The 13,732-nt window shown below is 72.8% G+C and carries 17 protein-coding genes; 5 read left to right on the top strand and 12 right to left on the bottom strand.

Annotation, left to right across the window (positions count from 1 at the left end; translation table 11 throughout):
* Positions 1-317 (bottom strand): SPFH domain-containing protein (locus tag Afe05nite_RS39485; RefSeq protein ID WP_275407549.1); only part of this gene is annotated, 317 nt, incomplete at its 3' end.
* A gap of 9 nt (positions 318-326) precedes the next feature.
* Positions 327-776, bottom strand: coding sequence for an NfeD family protein (locus tag Afe05nite_RS39490; protein WP_203822458.1), 450 nt, complete (start codon positions 774-776; stop codon positions 327-329).
* A 119-nt stretch (positions 777-895) separates the two neighbouring features.
* On the opposite strand from Afe05nite_RS39490, the gene Afe05nite_RS39495 reads away from it, so the two are divergent.
* Positions 896-2,200: a serine hydrolase domain-containing protein gene (locus Afe05nite_RS39495; protein ID WP_203822509.1), complete on the top strand. Its 1,305-nt coding sequence runs from the start codon at positions 896-898 to the stop codon at positions 2,198-2,200.
* Here Afe05nite_RS39495 and Afe05nite_RS39500 read toward each other — a convergent pair.
* Positions 2,120-3,076, bottom strand: a complete 957-nt coding sequence (locus Afe05nite_RS39500) for a DMT family transporter (RefSeq protein WP_203822459.1) — start codon at positions 3,074-3,076, stop codon at positions 2,120-2,122. The two genes, Afe05nite_RS39495 and Afe05nite_RS39500, sit on opposite strands and share 81 nt — an antisense overlap.
* Positions 3,077-3,188: 112 nt before the next feature.
* On the opposite strand from Afe05nite_RS39500, the gene pdxR reads away from it, so the two are divergent.
* Positions 3,189-4,538, top strand: a complete 1,350-nt coding sequence (gene pdxR / locus Afe05nite_RS39505) for a MocR-like pyridoxine biosynthesis transcription factor PdxR (RefSeq protein WP_239118556.1) — start codon at positions 3,189-3,191, stop codon at positions 4,536-4,538.
* Positions 4,539-4,602: 64 nt separating this feature from the next.
* Here the strand turns inward: pdxR and Afe05nite_RS39510 are convergent, their stop codons facing one another.
* Both Afe05nite_RS39510 and Afe05nite_RS39515 read right to left on the bottom strand, forming a co-directional pair.
* Entirely contained in the window at positions 4,603-4,956 is a 354-nt protein-coding gene (locus Afe05nite_RS39510; RefSeq protein ID WP_203822461.1) for a DUF7919 family protein, read from the bottom strand.
* A complete protein-coding gene (locus Afe05nite_RS39515) occupies positions 4,953-5,753 on the bottom strand; it encodes a DUF3097 domain-containing protein (RefSeq protein ID WP_203822462.1) in 801 nt (266 codons plus the stop codon). The genes Afe05nite_RS39510 and Afe05nite_RS39515 overlap by 4 nt, the downstream gene beginning before the upstream one ends.
* Positions 5,754-5,842: 89 nt before the next feature.
* On the opposite strand from Afe05nite_RS39515, the gene Afe05nite_RS39520 reads away from it, so the two are divergent.
* Both Afe05nite_RS39520 and Afe05nite_RS39525 read left to right on the top strand, forming a co-directional pair.
* A complete protein-coding gene (locus tag Afe05nite_RS39520; protein ID WP_203822463.1) occupies positions 5,843-6,625 on the top strand; it encodes an Rv1486c family protein in 783 nt (260 codons plus the stop codon).
* A gap of 24 nt (positions 6,626-6,649) precedes the next feature.
* Positions 6,650-7,159 (top strand): NUDIX domain-containing protein, encoded by a 510-nt coding sequence (locus Afe05nite_RS39525; RefSeq protein WP_203822464.1) that lies wholly within the window; start codon positions 6,650-6,652, stop codon positions 7,157-7,159.
* Here the strand turns inward: Afe05nite_RS39525 and Afe05nite_RS39530 are convergent.
* Positions 7,156-7,458, bottom strand: a complete 303-nt coding sequence (locus tag Afe05nite_RS39530) for a DUF1905 domain-containing protein (protein WP_203822465.1) — start codon at positions 7,456-7,458, stop codon at positions 7,156-7,158. The genes Afe05nite_RS39525 and Afe05nite_RS39530 overlap by 4 nt on opposite strands.
* Before the next feature lie 78 nt (positions 7,459-7,536).
* On the opposite strand from Afe05nite_RS39530, the gene Afe05nite_RS39535 reads away from it, so the two are divergent.
* Positions 7,537-8,988 (top strand): MalT transcriptional regulator family protein, encoded by a 1,452-nt coding sequence (locus Afe05nite_RS39535; protein WP_203822466.1) that lies wholly within the window; start codon positions 7,537-7,539, stop codon positions 8,986-8,988.
* Here Afe05nite_RS39535 and Afe05nite_RS39540 read toward each other — a convergent pair.
* From Afe05nite_RS39540 to fabG, 6 genes are all read right to left on the bottom strand, one after another.
* On the bottom strand, positions 8,966-9,394 hold the full coding sequence (locus tag Afe05nite_RS39540) for an NUDIX hydrolase (RefSeq protein WP_203822467.1): 429 nt from the start codon (positions 9,392-9,394) through the stop codon (positions 8,966-8,968). The genes Afe05nite_RS39535 and Afe05nite_RS39540 overlap by 23 nt on opposite strands.
* A gap of 9 nt (positions 9,395-9,403) precedes the next feature.
* Entirely contained in the window at positions 9,404-10,258 is an 855-nt protein-coding gene (locus tag Afe05nite_RS39545) for a L,D-transpeptidase (protein WP_239118557.1), read from the bottom strand.
* A gap of 67 nt (positions 10,259-10,325) precedes the next feature.
* Positions 10,326-11,105: an HAD-IIA family hydrolase gene (locus tag Afe05nite_RS39550; protein WP_203822468.1), complete on the bottom strand. Its 780-nt coding sequence runs from the start codon at positions 11,103-11,105 to the stop codon at positions 10,326-10,328.
* A complete protein-coding gene (locus tag Afe05nite_RS39555) occupies positions 11,102-12,124 on the bottom strand; it encodes a ferrochelatase (RefSeq protein ID WP_203822469.1) in 1,023 nt (340 codons plus the stop codon). Before Afe05nite_RS39555 ends, Afe05nite_RS39550 begins: the two co-directional genes overlap by 4 nt.
* A gap of 20 nt (positions 12,125-12,144) precedes the next feature.
* Complete coding sequence (gene fabI, locus Afe05nite_RS39560) at positions 12,145-12,912, bottom strand: enoyl-ACP reductase FabI (RefSeq protein WP_203822470.1); 768 nt, start codon at positions 12,910-12,912, stop codon at positions 12,145-12,147.
* 51 nt (positions 12,913-12,963) lie between these two features.
* The gene (gene fabG, locus Afe05nite_RS39565; protein WP_203822471.1) at positions 12,964-13,668 is read right to left on the bottom strand and encodes a 3-oxoacyl-ACP reductase FabG; all 705 of its coding nucleotides are present in this window, start codon (positions 13,666-13,668) and stop codon (positions 12,964-12,966) included.
* Positions 13,669-13,732: the final 64 nt, after the last annotated feature.

The following is a 13,732-nucleotide window of genomic DNA, read 5'->3' on the forward strand; positions in this document are numbered from 1 at the left end:
TTGATCTCGTAGGTGGCCCGGACCGGGTCGACGACCTTGAAGTAGAGCACCGTGTCGATCGAGACGACCAGGTTGTCGGACGTGATCACCGGTTGCGGCGGGAACGAGACGACCTGCTCGCGCATGTCGACCTTGCTGCGCACCGAGTCGATGAACGGGACCAGCAGGTTCAGCCCGGGGCTGAGGGTCCGCTTGTACTTGCCCAGGCGCTCCACGACGTCCATCCGCTGCTGGGGGACGATGCGGACGGACCGGACAAGCGTGACGATGGCGAGCATCACGATGACGAGTATCAGTACGCCGATCACTGCTTCCATGGCGCCTCTCTATATGTTTGGCAGATCGTCGCGCCACACGATGGCCGTGGCGCCCTTAACCTTGACCACCCGGACCCGTTCGCCCGGAAGGTATTTCTCGATGCCGTCGAAGGAGCGGGCCCGCCAGATCTCCCCGTCGATCTTGATCATGCCGTGGTCGCCGCCGACCTCCTCGAGCACCGTGCCGTGACTTCCCTCGATCGCCTCGAGGCCGATCGGGGTCTCGCCGGATTCGAGGGCGGGGCGGGCGTGCTTGAGGACGATCGGGCGCAGCGCCCCGACCGACAGACCGGAGACGATCGCGAAGACGATGACCTGGAGCAGGAGCGGAGCCCCGAGCGCGGCGGCTCCGGCCGCGGCGAGCGCACCCACCGAGAAGAAGATGATCAGCAGGCTGGCCGTGAAGGCTTCGGCGATCGCCAGCGCGACGCCCAGCACGATCCACAGAACCGCTTCCACACCTCGATCGTGTCACGGTCACGCTCGTTCGGCGATGCCAGAACAGGCGTAGCCATATCCGCGTCGCGCAGTTAACCAGAGGCGCGGTCAACCAGAGTCGAATGTCGAGAGGGTCCATCGTGTCGCTGCTGCCGGAGACGGCCCGCCGGGTCGACGAGATCGCCGCGCGGGCCCAGTCCGACGGGCGTACGCCGTCGCTGGCGCTCGCGGTCGTCCGGGACCGGGCGGTCCTGCACTTCGCGGGCGTCGGCGAACACCCGGTGCCGGACGCGAAGACGCAGTACCGGCTGGGCTCGATCACCAAGACGCTCACCGCGACGATGGTCATGCAGTTGCGCGACGAGGGGTTCTTCGCCCTCGACGACCTGCTCTACCGTCATCTGCCGGGCACCCCGATCGGCGGGGTGACGTTGCGCCAGCTGCTCGGGCACGTCTCCGGCCTGCAGCGGGAGCCGGACGGCGGATGGTGGGAGCGCACCACCGGCGGGAACGCCGACAAGCTGCTGGCCGGCCTCGGGTACGACAAGCTGTCCGGCCCGCCGTTCCGCCGGTTCCGTTACTCGAATCTCGCGTACGGCCTGCTCGGGGTGGTTCTGGAACGGGTCACCGGTGAGTCGTGGCAGTCCCTGGTCGGCAAGCGGGTCCTCGATCCGCTCGGCATGAAGCGCACCACCTACGCGCCGATGGAGCCGTTCGCCCGCGGCTATGTCGTGCACGCCCTCGACGGCCGTCTGCACGAGGAGCCGCGGCTCGACTCGGGCGCGATGGCGCCGGCCGGGCAGCTGTGGTCGACGGTGACCGACATGGCCAAGTGGGCGGCGTTCCTCGGCGACCCGGCCCCGCAGGTGCTGCCCCGGGAGACGGTCGACGAGATGTGCTCCCCGGTGGCGATCAGCGACCTGGAGTCGTGGACCGCCGGTTACGGTCTCGGCATCCAGCTCTTCCGGGCCGGCGAGCGGGTGTTCGCCGGGCACGGCGGTTCGATGCCGGGCTACGTGGCGCACCTGGTCGTGCACCGCCGGAGCAGGCTGGGCGTGATCGCGTTCGCCAACTCGTACGGCCTGACCGGCACGCACATCAGCCGGGTGGCCCTGGACGCGCTGACCTCGGTGGTGGACGCCGAACCGGCGACGCCGGCGGCCTGGCTGCCGCCGGCCCCGCCGGCCGGTGAGTCGGTCGCGCTGGCCGGGCGGTGGTGGTGGATGGGACGGGAGTACGAGATACGCGCGGACGGCGACGCCCTCGAGATGACCGGCCCCAACCACTGGTCCCGGTTCGTGCGGGCGGCGCCGGACCGATGGCGCGGCGTGGACGGCGACAACGAGGGCGAGGTGCTGCTGGCCCTACGCGGCGTCGACGGCGGCGTGGACCGGCTGGACATCGCCACGTTCGTCTTCAGCCGCGACCCGGCCCACCTGGCCTGACCGCCCACCCGGTCGGGCCGGCCGCAGGCCGAGGGTCATGCCGGCGGTCACCACGCCGACGCCCAGCCAGACCAATAGGGCCGGCGTCGGGCCGCCGAGGACCACCCCGGTGGCCGCCGCCGCGATGGGCGCGAGGCCGGTGAGCAGGCCGGCCCGGCCGGACCCGAGGCGCTCGACGCAGGTGTACCAGAGGACGAAGGCCAGGGCCGTGACGCCGACCGCGAGGTAACCACCGGCCACGAGATCGTCCACCCGCAACCGGGTCACGGCCCGCGGTCCCTCCACCGCGAGTCCGGCCAGCCCGAACAGGGCGGCGGCCAGCCAGGTCGCGTGCACCGAGACGCCCAGCGGCCCGTGCCGCCCCAGCACCGGCACGGCCAGCAGGGTGAACCCGGCCTCACCGGCGAAGGTCACCACCGCCCAGATCAGACCGATCGCGTCGCTCCGGCCGAAACCCTGCACGAGGGCCGCCCCGGCGGTCACCACCCCGGCCGCCAGGACCAGGCGGGCCGCGACCGGACGCCCCTCCAGCAGCGGGCCCGCCACGGCGAGCAGGACCGGCACGCAAGCGACCGCGACCCCGAGCACGGCCGGTTCGGCGTGCCGCGCCCCGAACACCAGGGCGAGGTTGAAGACGAACATCCCGGTGAGGACAACTCCCGACAGCCACAGCCATTCGGTGCCCCGCGGCCGTATCAAGGCACGACGGGAGAGCCGGGCGAAGCCGAGAAGGAGCAGGGCGGCGAGTGTGTAACGCAGACATTGGACGGTCAGGACGGGAGCGTCGGCGAGAGCGCCGGACACGGCCACGCTCGCACCCACGAAGACCATGCCGGCGGCGCCGGCCAGGGCGGGAAGTCGATTCACAGGACTCATGCTGCAAGCGGGTATGGTCCATTTGAAGAGCCAATTACGGTACGCAAATGGAGGACCAATTTCCGGATCCGACTTCCTTCAGTTGCGCGCCGAGCAGGCCCCCGTCAAGGGTTTGACCTCCTGGTTGACGGCCGGTCTGCGAGACGCCGTCACCAGCGGCCGGCTCGCCCGTGGAGCCCGGCTGCCGGCCACCCGGGTGCTCGCCGCCGACCTGCGGATCTCCCGTGGCGTGGTGGTCCAGGCCTACCAGCGCCTCATCGACGAGGGCCTGGCCACCGGGCGGACCGGCGCCGGCACCACGGTGCTGGGCAACGGCCCGGGGACCGAGCCGCCGTCCGACCGCCGCCGGGCCCTGCGAGACCTGCGGCTCCCCCTGCCACCGGCCGAGAACATCGACCTCGACCTGTCCCCCGGCGTACCCGATCTGTCGGCCTTTCCCCGCACTCAATGGCTGCGTGCCGAGCGAGCCGTGCTCGACGGGATCACCGCCGCCGACCTGGGGTACGGCGATCCGGGCGGCACCCCGCGCCTGCGCGCCGAACTGGCCGGCTGGCTGCGCCGCGCCCGGGGCATCCGGGCCGAGGCCGACGACCTCATCGTGGTCGGCGGCGTGGCCCAGGCCCTGGCCCTGCTGGCCCAGACGCTGCGCGCGGACGGGGTGACGGCGGTCGCGGTGGAGGACCCGGGCTCGCGCGGCGCCCGCGACCAGATGACCCACTGGGGCGTACGGGCCGAGGGTGTCCCGGTCGACGACGAGGGCATCCTGGTCGACCGGATCACCCAGGAGGCGGCCCTGCTCACGCCGGCCCACCAGTTCCCGACCGGTGTGGTGCTGAGCGCCGCCCGGCGGCGCGCGCTGCTGGCGTGGGACGGCCTGATCATCGAAGACGACTACGACGCCGAGCACCGCTACGACCGCGCGCCGGTCGCCGCCCTGCAGGGTTCGGCACCGGAACAGGTCGCCTATTCGGGAAGTGTCTCGAAGTCGCTCGCCCCCGGCATGCGCCTGGGCTGGCTGATCGCCCCGCGCCGGATGCAGCCCGCCCTGCTCGAGGCGAAACACGACTCCGACCTGGGCAATCCGGCGATCCCCCAGCTGGTCCTGGCCCACCTGCTGGCCTCCGGCGACTACGAACGCCACCTGCGCACGGTCCGCCGGCGCCAACGCCGCCGCCGCGACGCCCTGCTGGCCGGGTTGCGGGAGCACCTGCCGTCCGCCCGGGTGACCGGGATCGCCGCCGGCCTGCACCTGCTGGCGATGCTGCCGCCGGAGCTCTCCGACACCGATTTCGCCGACCGGGCGGCCGAGGCCGGCGTCCTGGTCCACCCGCTGTCGTGGCACCGCCGGCACCCGGGACCACCGGGCCTGGTGATCGGCTACGCCGCCCACTCCCCCGACCGCCTGACCGAGGCGGCCCGACGCCTGGGCTCGCTGTCCACCGCCGACGGACCACCCGCCTGACCCGGAGCCGCCCATCGAGGCCGCCCCTCGGCGACAGACCGGCGGCGGGAACCGAGTGGCCTCCTCAACCGGTGGCGGCGTGCCGGACGGCGGCCAGGAACTCGTCCGGCGGGCGGTAACCGTGCACCTCGATGTAGTGCACGAGCAGGGTCGGCGCCGCGTACGTCGTGCCGTCGGCGCCGGTGACGTGGATCTCGCCGTTGCCGAGCGCGGCGACCGGTCCCGGGCAGAATTCGCACCCGTGCCGGCCCCGCGTGAGGTTCGCCGGCTCACGGGCCCACCGGGCCAGCTGCTCGAGGACGACGTCGTCGACCGGCCCGGCCGGGAAGCCGGAGTCCGGCCCGAGCCATCCGACGTTGCGCATCGCGCGGCCGGACCCGAGGTACGTGTACGGCGACAGATCCGCGAACTCGGTCATCCGACCGTGACGAAGTCGATGAGGCGCTCCATCGAGTTGATCAGCGGTGTCTCCACGTCCTTGTAGCTGTTCACCTCGCGCAGGATGCGCCGCCACAGGTCGGCGGGCACGCGCACGCCGAACGCCTCGCAGACGCCCTCCTTCCAGTTGCGGCCGGGCGGGATCACCGGCCACTTCTTGATGCCCACCCGCTCGGGCTTCACGGCCTGCCAGATGTCGACGTACGGGTGACCGGTGACCAACACGTTCGGATCGGTCACGGCGGCCACGATGCGGCTCTCCTTGGAGCCGGGCACCAGGTGGTCGACGAGCACGCCGAGGCGCCGGTCGCGGCTCGGGCCGAAGGCGCGGACGGCCGCCGGCAGGTCGTCGATGCCGTCGAGCGGCTCCACCACGATGCCCTCGATGCGCAGGTCGTCGCCCCAGATGCGTTCGACCAGGGCGGCGTCGTGGATGCCCTCCACCCAGATGCGGCTGGCCTTGGCAACCTGGGCCTTGACGTTGTCGACGGCGATCGACCCGGAAGCGGTGACCCGCCGCCCCTGCGCCGGCGCCCGGGACGCCGGCCGGCGCAGGGTGATCGCCTTGCCCTCGAGCAGGAACGCGGCCGGGGCCAGCGGAAAGTTGCGCCGCTTGCCGAACCGGTCCTCCAGCACCACCGCGCCGAGCTCGAACCCGACGACCGCGCCGCAGAAGCCGGAGTCGGCGTCCTCGACCACCAGATCGGGTTCGGCGTCCACCTCGGGCACGACCCTTTTCTTGCGCCACTGCGCCTTGAGCACGTCCTCCCCATACATGCAAGGCACGGTAACCCGTGCGTTGGGACACGGGCTTTTAGACGCTCCGGCCGAGACAACCTTCCCGATGGGCACGTACCCTTTCTCCCATGTCCCCCGCAGCTGATGCGGCCACCCGCACCGCGCGGCGCTCAACCCGATTCGTGGCCTGGGTGCGCGCCTGGCGCGCCGGCCTGGTGCCCTTCGACGAGCTGGCCGACGAGATCGCCCGCGACGAGGAGCACCTCGTCGCCGATGCCCCCGGCACCTGGACGGACGTGCCGCTGCCCCAGGGCCTGCCGCTGTTCGCCAAGGTGCACCCCGACGAGATCCGGCTCGTGCTGCCGGTCGCCGGCGACCCGCGCGGCCTGCCCGGTCCCGGCGAGCTGACCGGTGCGGCACTGCTGGCCGGCGAGGCCGTCATGACGCCGGCGTTCGGGGTGGTGCCGCAGGTCCGGCAGCACACGTCGGGCTCGGGCGTCCAGTTCGAGACGGTGCTGTGGCGCTTCTTCGAGGTCGCCGAGCACCGTCCGGTGTTCCAGATGGGCGCGGCCGAGGCCGAGGCCGAGCTGACCCTCGCGCTCAGCGAGGCGACGACGCAGCTGACCAAGCTCGACGTGGCCCAGTGGAAGCCCGAACTGGCCGGGGCGTTGCAGGCCCTGCGCCGGCCGGAGAGCACCGCGACGCTGCCGCCCGGCTTCGACCCGCGGGCCCGGCGCCTGTTCGCCCGGGCCGGCGTGCTCGACCAGGTGCTGGCCCTGGCCGGGACGAACGCCCCGGGCGGCGCCATCAACGGCTACGAGGCCCAGCAGCGCGACGCCGCCCTGCGACCGCTCGTCTCGGCCTGCCGCCAGGCACTGGTCGCCGCCTGCAACTCTCCGCTGCACGCCTGAGACGCCACATGCCTGAGACGCCGTATGCCTGACCGGTTCGCGCACTGCACCTTCTGCGGCGCCCGCTTCACCGCGGGGCAGCCGTGGCCGCGCCGCTGCGGCGCGTGCGGCGAGACGAGTTACCGCAATCCGACCCCGGTGGCGGTGGCGGTCCAGCCGGTCGGCGCCGGCCTGCTCGTCGTGCGGCGGGGCATCCCGCCGGCCCGCGAGCAACTCGCCCTGCCGGGCGGTTTCATCGACTACGGCGAGGCGTGGCAGGCGGCCACCGTGCGCGAGCTGTTCGAAGAGGTCGGTCTTCGGGCGGAGGCCGATGACGTACGTCTTTTCGACACGCTCAGCGCCCCCGACGGCACGCTGCTCGTCTTCGGGCTCCTGCCCCCGCTCCCGGACGCGAGCGCGCTCCCGCCCTCGGTCCCGAACGACGAGACCCTGGGCTGGGAGCTCCTCGACGGCCCGGCCGAGCTGGGTTTCAGCCTGCACACCGCGGTCGCCGCCCGCTTCTTCGCGGCCGACCGGCCGGCCGGGCCGGCTTAGCGGACGAGTTCCAGGGCCACCCGGACGGTGTCACCGGCGTCCAGCTTCTGCGCCTTGCGGACGGCTTTCTTGATCGGCAGCACGTAGGCCTCCCGTCCGGCGTCGGGGAAGATCGACGTACGCCAGACCGTCGTCCCGATGCGCACCTCGACCCGCACCGCGCCGAAACCGCGCCGCGTGCTGCCCCCGGTCAGATGTCGGATGTCCTCGGAGGCGTCGGGCGGCAGACTCACGAAAGTCCAGCTCTCGTCCTGACGAGCGGCCCAGATCCACAGTTCGGCGTCGAATTCCAGCTGCACGGTCCACAGCCTGCCACGGGGGTACGACAAGAAGAGAGCGTGATCAGCCGGTCGCTGATTGTGGTCCACCCGCCCGGTATGGAATTGTTCGGAGTCGATGTGTCCGGCGGCTACCGGCTGCCCCGGCCGGAGGCCCTGATGACTGACTTCCTGCTGCTCAAACGCGCTGCGCCCGCGCTGCTCCCGAGCGACGCCCGCGGCTTCACCGGCCGTGCCGCCGAACTGGCCCAACTCGACGAACTGGCCCAACTCGACGATCTGGCCCAGCCCGCCTCATCGATCCGCCCGGTCCGGGTGGACGGGGTCCGGATGGGCGGGGATCCGGTGGGCGAGAATCGGGGCGGGGCGGGGCTGTTCGGGCCCGCGGTCGGTGGGGTCGGTGCGGAAGGGGCCGGGGCCATCGCGGCGCTGTCCGGGCCGGGTGGGGTCGGCAAGACGGCGCTGGCGGTGCGGTGGGCGCACCGGGCCGCGGACCGGTTCCCCGACGGGCAGCTCTTCATCGACCTGCGCGGCTTCGACCACGTACGCCAGCCGATGGAACCGGGCGAGGCGCTGCGCCGGTTCCTGGGCGCGCTCGGGGTACGGCCCCGGCACGTCCCGGACGACCTGCGCGGGCAGGTGGCGCTCTACCGGGCCGAGATGGCCGACCGGCGCGCGCTCGTCGTGCTCGACAACGCCACCGTGGCCACCCAGGTGCGGCCACTGCTGCCGCACGCGCCCGGCTGCGTGACGGTGGTGACCAGCCGCAACCAGCTGACCGGCCTGACCGTACGGGAGCGGGCCCGGTCGGCCGCGGTGGCGCCGCTGACCACCGCCGACGCCGCCCAGTTCCTGATCGACCGGCTGGGCTGGGACCGGGTCGCCGGCCAGGCCCGCGCGGTCACCGAGGTGATCGACCGCTGCGCCCGGATGCCGCTCGCGCTGGCCCTGGTCGCCGCTCGGGCCGCCGGCCGCCCGCTGGCCGAACTGGCCGCCGAGATCGGACCCCGGCCCGGCCCGCACCCCGCCGAGCCACCGCACGGGAGCACCGGCCGGCACGCCGCAGGGCCCGCAGAGGGGAGCACCGGAGCACACGGCGCAGGGCCGGCAGCCGGGAGCACCGGCCCGGACACGCGACCGCCGCCGCCCGGGGGCGGCCGCCCGGAGGAGGCCGGGACGGTGGAGGGCGGCTTCGGCAGTCCGCACGCGGACGTACGGGCGGTGTTCGCGTGGTCGTACCGGAAGCTGACCCCGGCCGCCGCCGCCATGTTCCGGGCGCTCGGCCGACATCCGGGCCATGACATCACGGCCGCCGCCGCGGCCGCCCTCACCGGACACACCGCCGGCCCGAGCACCGGGCCGACCGCCGGACAAATCCCCGGGGCGACCGCCGGACCGGCCGCCGGACAGACTGCCGGGCAGGCCGCGGTCGTGCTGACCGAGCTGGCGCGGGCCGGCCTGCTCACCGAGTGGACGCCCGGCCGTTACACGTGTCATGACCTGCTCCGGGCGTACGCGGCGGAGCTGCTCAATCGATCAAGGCGGCCGTGACCAACTCGCCCAGCAGGATTTTGATCGCCGGCGCGCAGCGCGCGGCGTCGGCCGAGGTGAACCACCCGAGCTCGCCGATCTCCGCGGCCGCCCCCGGTTCACCGTCGAGGGAGCCGGCGGTGGAGCCGGTACTGGAGCCGCCGGTGAAGCAGACCAGCCGCACCCGGGTGCCGGGCGGCCGGTTGTGCGCCTCGGCGACGATCTCGGTGAACAGAGTCAGCTCGGCCGGGTCGACGGTGAGGCCGACCTCCTCACGCACCTCGCGGGCGGCCGCCTCGGCATGCGTCTCGCCGGGCTCGGGTTTGCCGCCGGGCAGGTAGAACGCGTCGCTGTCACGCGGCCGGACCACGAGGAGCCGCCGCTCCCGGACGTGCACCCAGGCCGTCGCCAGAACCTCCGCCGCCACCGGGCGAGCCTAGTCGACCACCGTGATCGGGGTTCCCGCGGCCAGGTTGTCGAGCAGGGTGCGCTGGGCCTCCCGCGGCATGCGCACGCAGCCGTTGGAGGCGGCGTGCCCGAACACCGATTTCCGGTACCACGCGTGGATGCCGGTGTGCGCGTCGCGCAGGCCCGGCGCGACCGCGTCCCGGTCGTCCGGCACCGCCCCGAGCACCAGCGCGTCGAGCCCGGCGTAGTGCGAGCCGCGGGTGCCGGTGCGGCCCAGCACGAAGGTGCGGCCGAGCGGCGTCGGGGTGCGGGCGGTGCCGATCGCCACGCTCCAGGCTTTCCGCGGTACGCCGGCCCGCAGCCACGTCAGGGTGCGGTCGCCCCGCCGCACGACGACCTGGTCGGTCAGCTCGCGGGCCTGCCAGCCGTGGTCGGGCAGCCAGCCGATGCGCCGGTTGACCGACGGCAGCAGGACCGCCGACCATCCCGGCCGGGTGGCCACGATCGGAACCACGACGGTGACGCCGCGGATCGTCGGTGGGAGGTACGCGCGGGGTTCGCCGCCGGGCGCGTCGTAGAGCACCAGCCGGCGGGTCGGGTGCAGGCCCTCGGTAAGCGGGTCGAGCGAGGCCGGTCCGGGGTCGGCGGGCAAGCCGGCCGGCACGTGCGTGTAGGTGATCACGTCGAGCTCGCCGGACGGTGCGGCTGCGGGCGCGACCGTCTCCGGGGCCGCGCTCGGGGCCGGGGGCGCCGACGGGGCGAGCCGGACCGCCGGGGCGGCCGGACCGGGTGTTCGCTCCCCGGCGGCGCAGGCCGCGAGGCCCATCAGGGCCGCGAGGCCCATCAGGGCCGTCCGGCGGCGGGTTCGAGGGCCGCGGACCATCAGCCCAAGTTAGTCACGACACCCCACGCCATGTCGGCATATGAAGGTATTTCATGCGAAGCGCCGGTCAGATCTCCGGGATCAGGTCGGCTACCGAGTCGACGATGCGGGACGGGCGGAACGGGTAGCGCTCGGCCTCGGCCCGCGTGCTGATGCCCGACAGCACCAGGATCGTCTCCAGGCCCGCCTCCAGGCCGCACAGCACGTCGGTGTCCATCCGGTCGCCGATCATCGCCGTACTCTCCGAATGCGCCTCGATCGCGTTGAGCGCCGACCGCATCATCATCGGGTTGGGTTTGCCGACGAAGTAGGGGTCGACGCCGGTCGCCTTGGAGATCATCGCGGCGACCGAGCCGGCCGCCGGCAGGGCGCCCTCGTTGGACGGGCCGGTCGCGTCGGGGTTGGTGCAGATGAAACGGGCCCCGCCGTCGATCAGCCGGATCGCCTTGGTGATCGCCTCGAAGCTGTAGGTACGGGTCTCGCCGAGCACCACGTAGTCGGGATCGAACTCGGTGAGCACGTAACCGGCCGCGTGCATCGCGGTGGTCAGGCCGGCCTCGCCGATCACGTAGGCGGTGCCGCCCGGCCGCTGGCCGGCCAGGAACTGCGCGGTGGCCAGCGCGGCCGTCCAGATCGAGCGCTCCGGCACGTCGAAGCCCATCCGGTTGAGACGGGCCTGCAGGTCGCGCGGGGTGTAGATGGAGTTGTTGGTGAGGATCAGGAAGGGCTTGCCGGACGACTTCATCCGGTTGACGAACTCGGGCGCGCCGGGCACCGGCACACCCTCGTGCACGAGCACGCCGTCCATGTCGGTGAGCCAGCTCTCGATGGCTTTCCGGTCGGTCATCGGCTTGCTCTCCGCGGGGGCACGCAGCAGCCCGGGCACTCGTCCCAGACCGGCAGCCGGCCGAGACGCTCCCGGTCCCGCCCGGCGGTCCGTTCCTCGACCAGGTGCCGGACCATCGTGACGAACCGGGGGTCGGTGCCGGGAGTGCCCGCGCGGGCGAACCCGAGGCCCAGCTTCCCGGCCGTCTCCAGCGCCTCGTTGTCGAGGTCCCAGATGACCTCCAGGTGGTCGGAGACGAACCCGATCGGGCTCACCACGACGTCGGTCACCCCCTTGCCGGCGAGCGACTCCAGGTGGTCGTTGATGTCCGGCTCGAGCCACGGCACCTGCGGCGGGCCGGAGCGGCTCTGCCAGACCAGGTCGTACTCGAGACCGGGCGCCGCCTGCGCGGCCACCAGCCCGGCGGTCTCCTCGAGCTGGGCGAGGTAACGGCCGCCGGTCGGGCCGGCGTTCTCCGACATGCTCACCGGAATGCTGTGCGCGGTGAAGACCAGCCGGGTGCTGTCCCGGTGCGCCGGGTCCAGCTTTCCGAGAGCTTCGCGGACGGCGTCGGCGTGCGGCTGCACGAACCCGGGGTGATCCCAGAACTGGCGCAGCTTGCTGATCCGGGGCGCGCCGGGCCCGACCTTCTCCTGGGCCCGCGCGATGTCCTCCCAGTACTGCCGGCAGGACGAGTAGCCGCCGTAGGCGCTGGTGGCGAACCCGAGGGCGTGTTCCACCCCGTCGTCGCGCATCTGCGCCACGGTGTCCTCGATCATCGGGTGCCAGTTGCGGTTGCCCCAGTAGGCCGGGAGCCCCACGCCGTGGGCCGCGAAATCGGCTTCGATCGCCGCCAGCAGCTCGCGGCACTGCTGGTTGATGGGCGACACGCCGCCGAAGTGCAGGTAGTGCTCGGCGACGGCGGCGAGCCGCTCCTCGGGGATGCCCCGCCCGCGCGTCACGTTGCGCAGGAAGGGCATCACATCGTCAGGCTTCTCGGGACCACCGAAGGACAACAGGACGAACGCGTCGTATGCCACCCGTCCATCCTGCACCCTGCTCAGGCACCGAGCGCGTGGTAGCCCCCGTCGACGTGCACCACCTCACCCGTGGTGGCCGGGAACCAGTCGGACAGCAGCGCGCAGATGGCCTTGCCGGCCGCCGACGTGTCGTGCAGATCCCAGCCGAGCGGGGCCCGGCCGGCCCAGGCCTCCTCGAACTGCTCGAAGCCCGGGATCGACTTGGCCGCCATGGTGCGCAGCGGGCCGGCCGAGACCAGGTTGCTGCGGATGCCCTTGGCGCCGAGGTGCAGCGCGAGGTAGCGGGAGGCGGACTCGAGGCCGGCCTTGGCGACGCCCATCCAGTCGTAGACCGGCCACGCCTTGGTGGCGTCGAAGGTCAGCCCCACGATGCTGCCGCCCGGCTGCATCATCGGCAGGCAGGCGACGGCCAGCGCCTGGTACGAGTACGTCGAGACCTGCAGCGCCTTGGCGACGTCGTCCCATCCGGCGTTGAGGAACTCGCCGCCGAGCACGCTCTGCGGGCCGAACGCGATCGAGTGCAGCACCCCGTCGAGGCCGTCGACGTGCTCGCCGACCTTGCCCGGCAGCGCGGCCAGGTGCTCGGGGTCGGTGACGTCGAGCTCGATCACGGGCGGCGGTTCGGGCAGGCGCTTCGCGATGCGCTCGACCAGGGAGAGCCGGCCGAAGCCGGTCAGCACGACCGTCGCACCCTGCTCCTGGGCGATCCTCGCCGCCGCGAAGGCGATCGAGGCGTCGGTGATCACGCCGGTCACGAGCAGCCGTTTGCCGGCCAGCAGTCCAGACACGAAATCTCTCCTGTTTTGTTTACGGGATGGCCTGTTTTGTTGGTGGGAGGGTCAGTGGCCCATGCCGAGGCCGCCGTCGACCGGGATCACGGCACCGTTGACGTAGCCGGCGGCGTCCGAGGCCAGGAACGCCACCACGGCCGCGACCTCGTCGGCGGAGGCGAGCCGGCCCGCCGGGACAGCCTTGATGATCTCGGCCTGACGCGCCTCCGGCAAGACCGCGGTCATCTCGGTCTCGATGAACCCGGGCGCCACCACGTTCGCGGTGATGTTGCGGCTGCCCAGTTCACGGGTGATGCTGCGGGCCATGCCGACGAGGCCGGCCTTGCTCGCCGCGTAGTTCACCTGACCGGGGCCGCCGTAGAGGCCGACCACCGACGAGATGAAGATGATCCGGCCCCACCGGGCGCGCAGCATCTTGGCGCTGGCCCGCTTGGCGCAGCGGAACGCGCCGCCCAGGTTGGTGTCGACGACCCGGTCGAACTGGTCGTCGCTCATCCGCAGCAGCAGCGTGTCGTCGGTGATGCCGGCGTTGGCGATCAGCACCTCGACCGGTCCGAGCTCCTTCTCCACCTCGGTGAAGGCGGCGTCGACGGCGGCCGGGTCGGTGATGTCGCAGCGCACGCCGAACAGGCCCGCCGGTGCTCCGCTCCCCCGGTGCGTGACGGCGACCCGGTCGCCCTGCTTCTCGAACGCCCGCGCGATGGCGAGGCCGATGCCCCGGTTGCCGCCAGTCACCAAAACCGTGCGAGCCACGTACCGCTCCTCATACCCAGGTAGGGGGTGCCGGATGGCACCACAGGGTCACGACTACGCCGCC

The sequence above is a fragment of the Paractinoplanes ferrugineus genome (genome assembly GCF_016862195.1).
Lineage (GTDB): Bacteria > Actinomycetota > Actinomycetes > Mycobacteriales > Micromonosporaceae > Actinoplanes > Actinoplanes ferrugineus.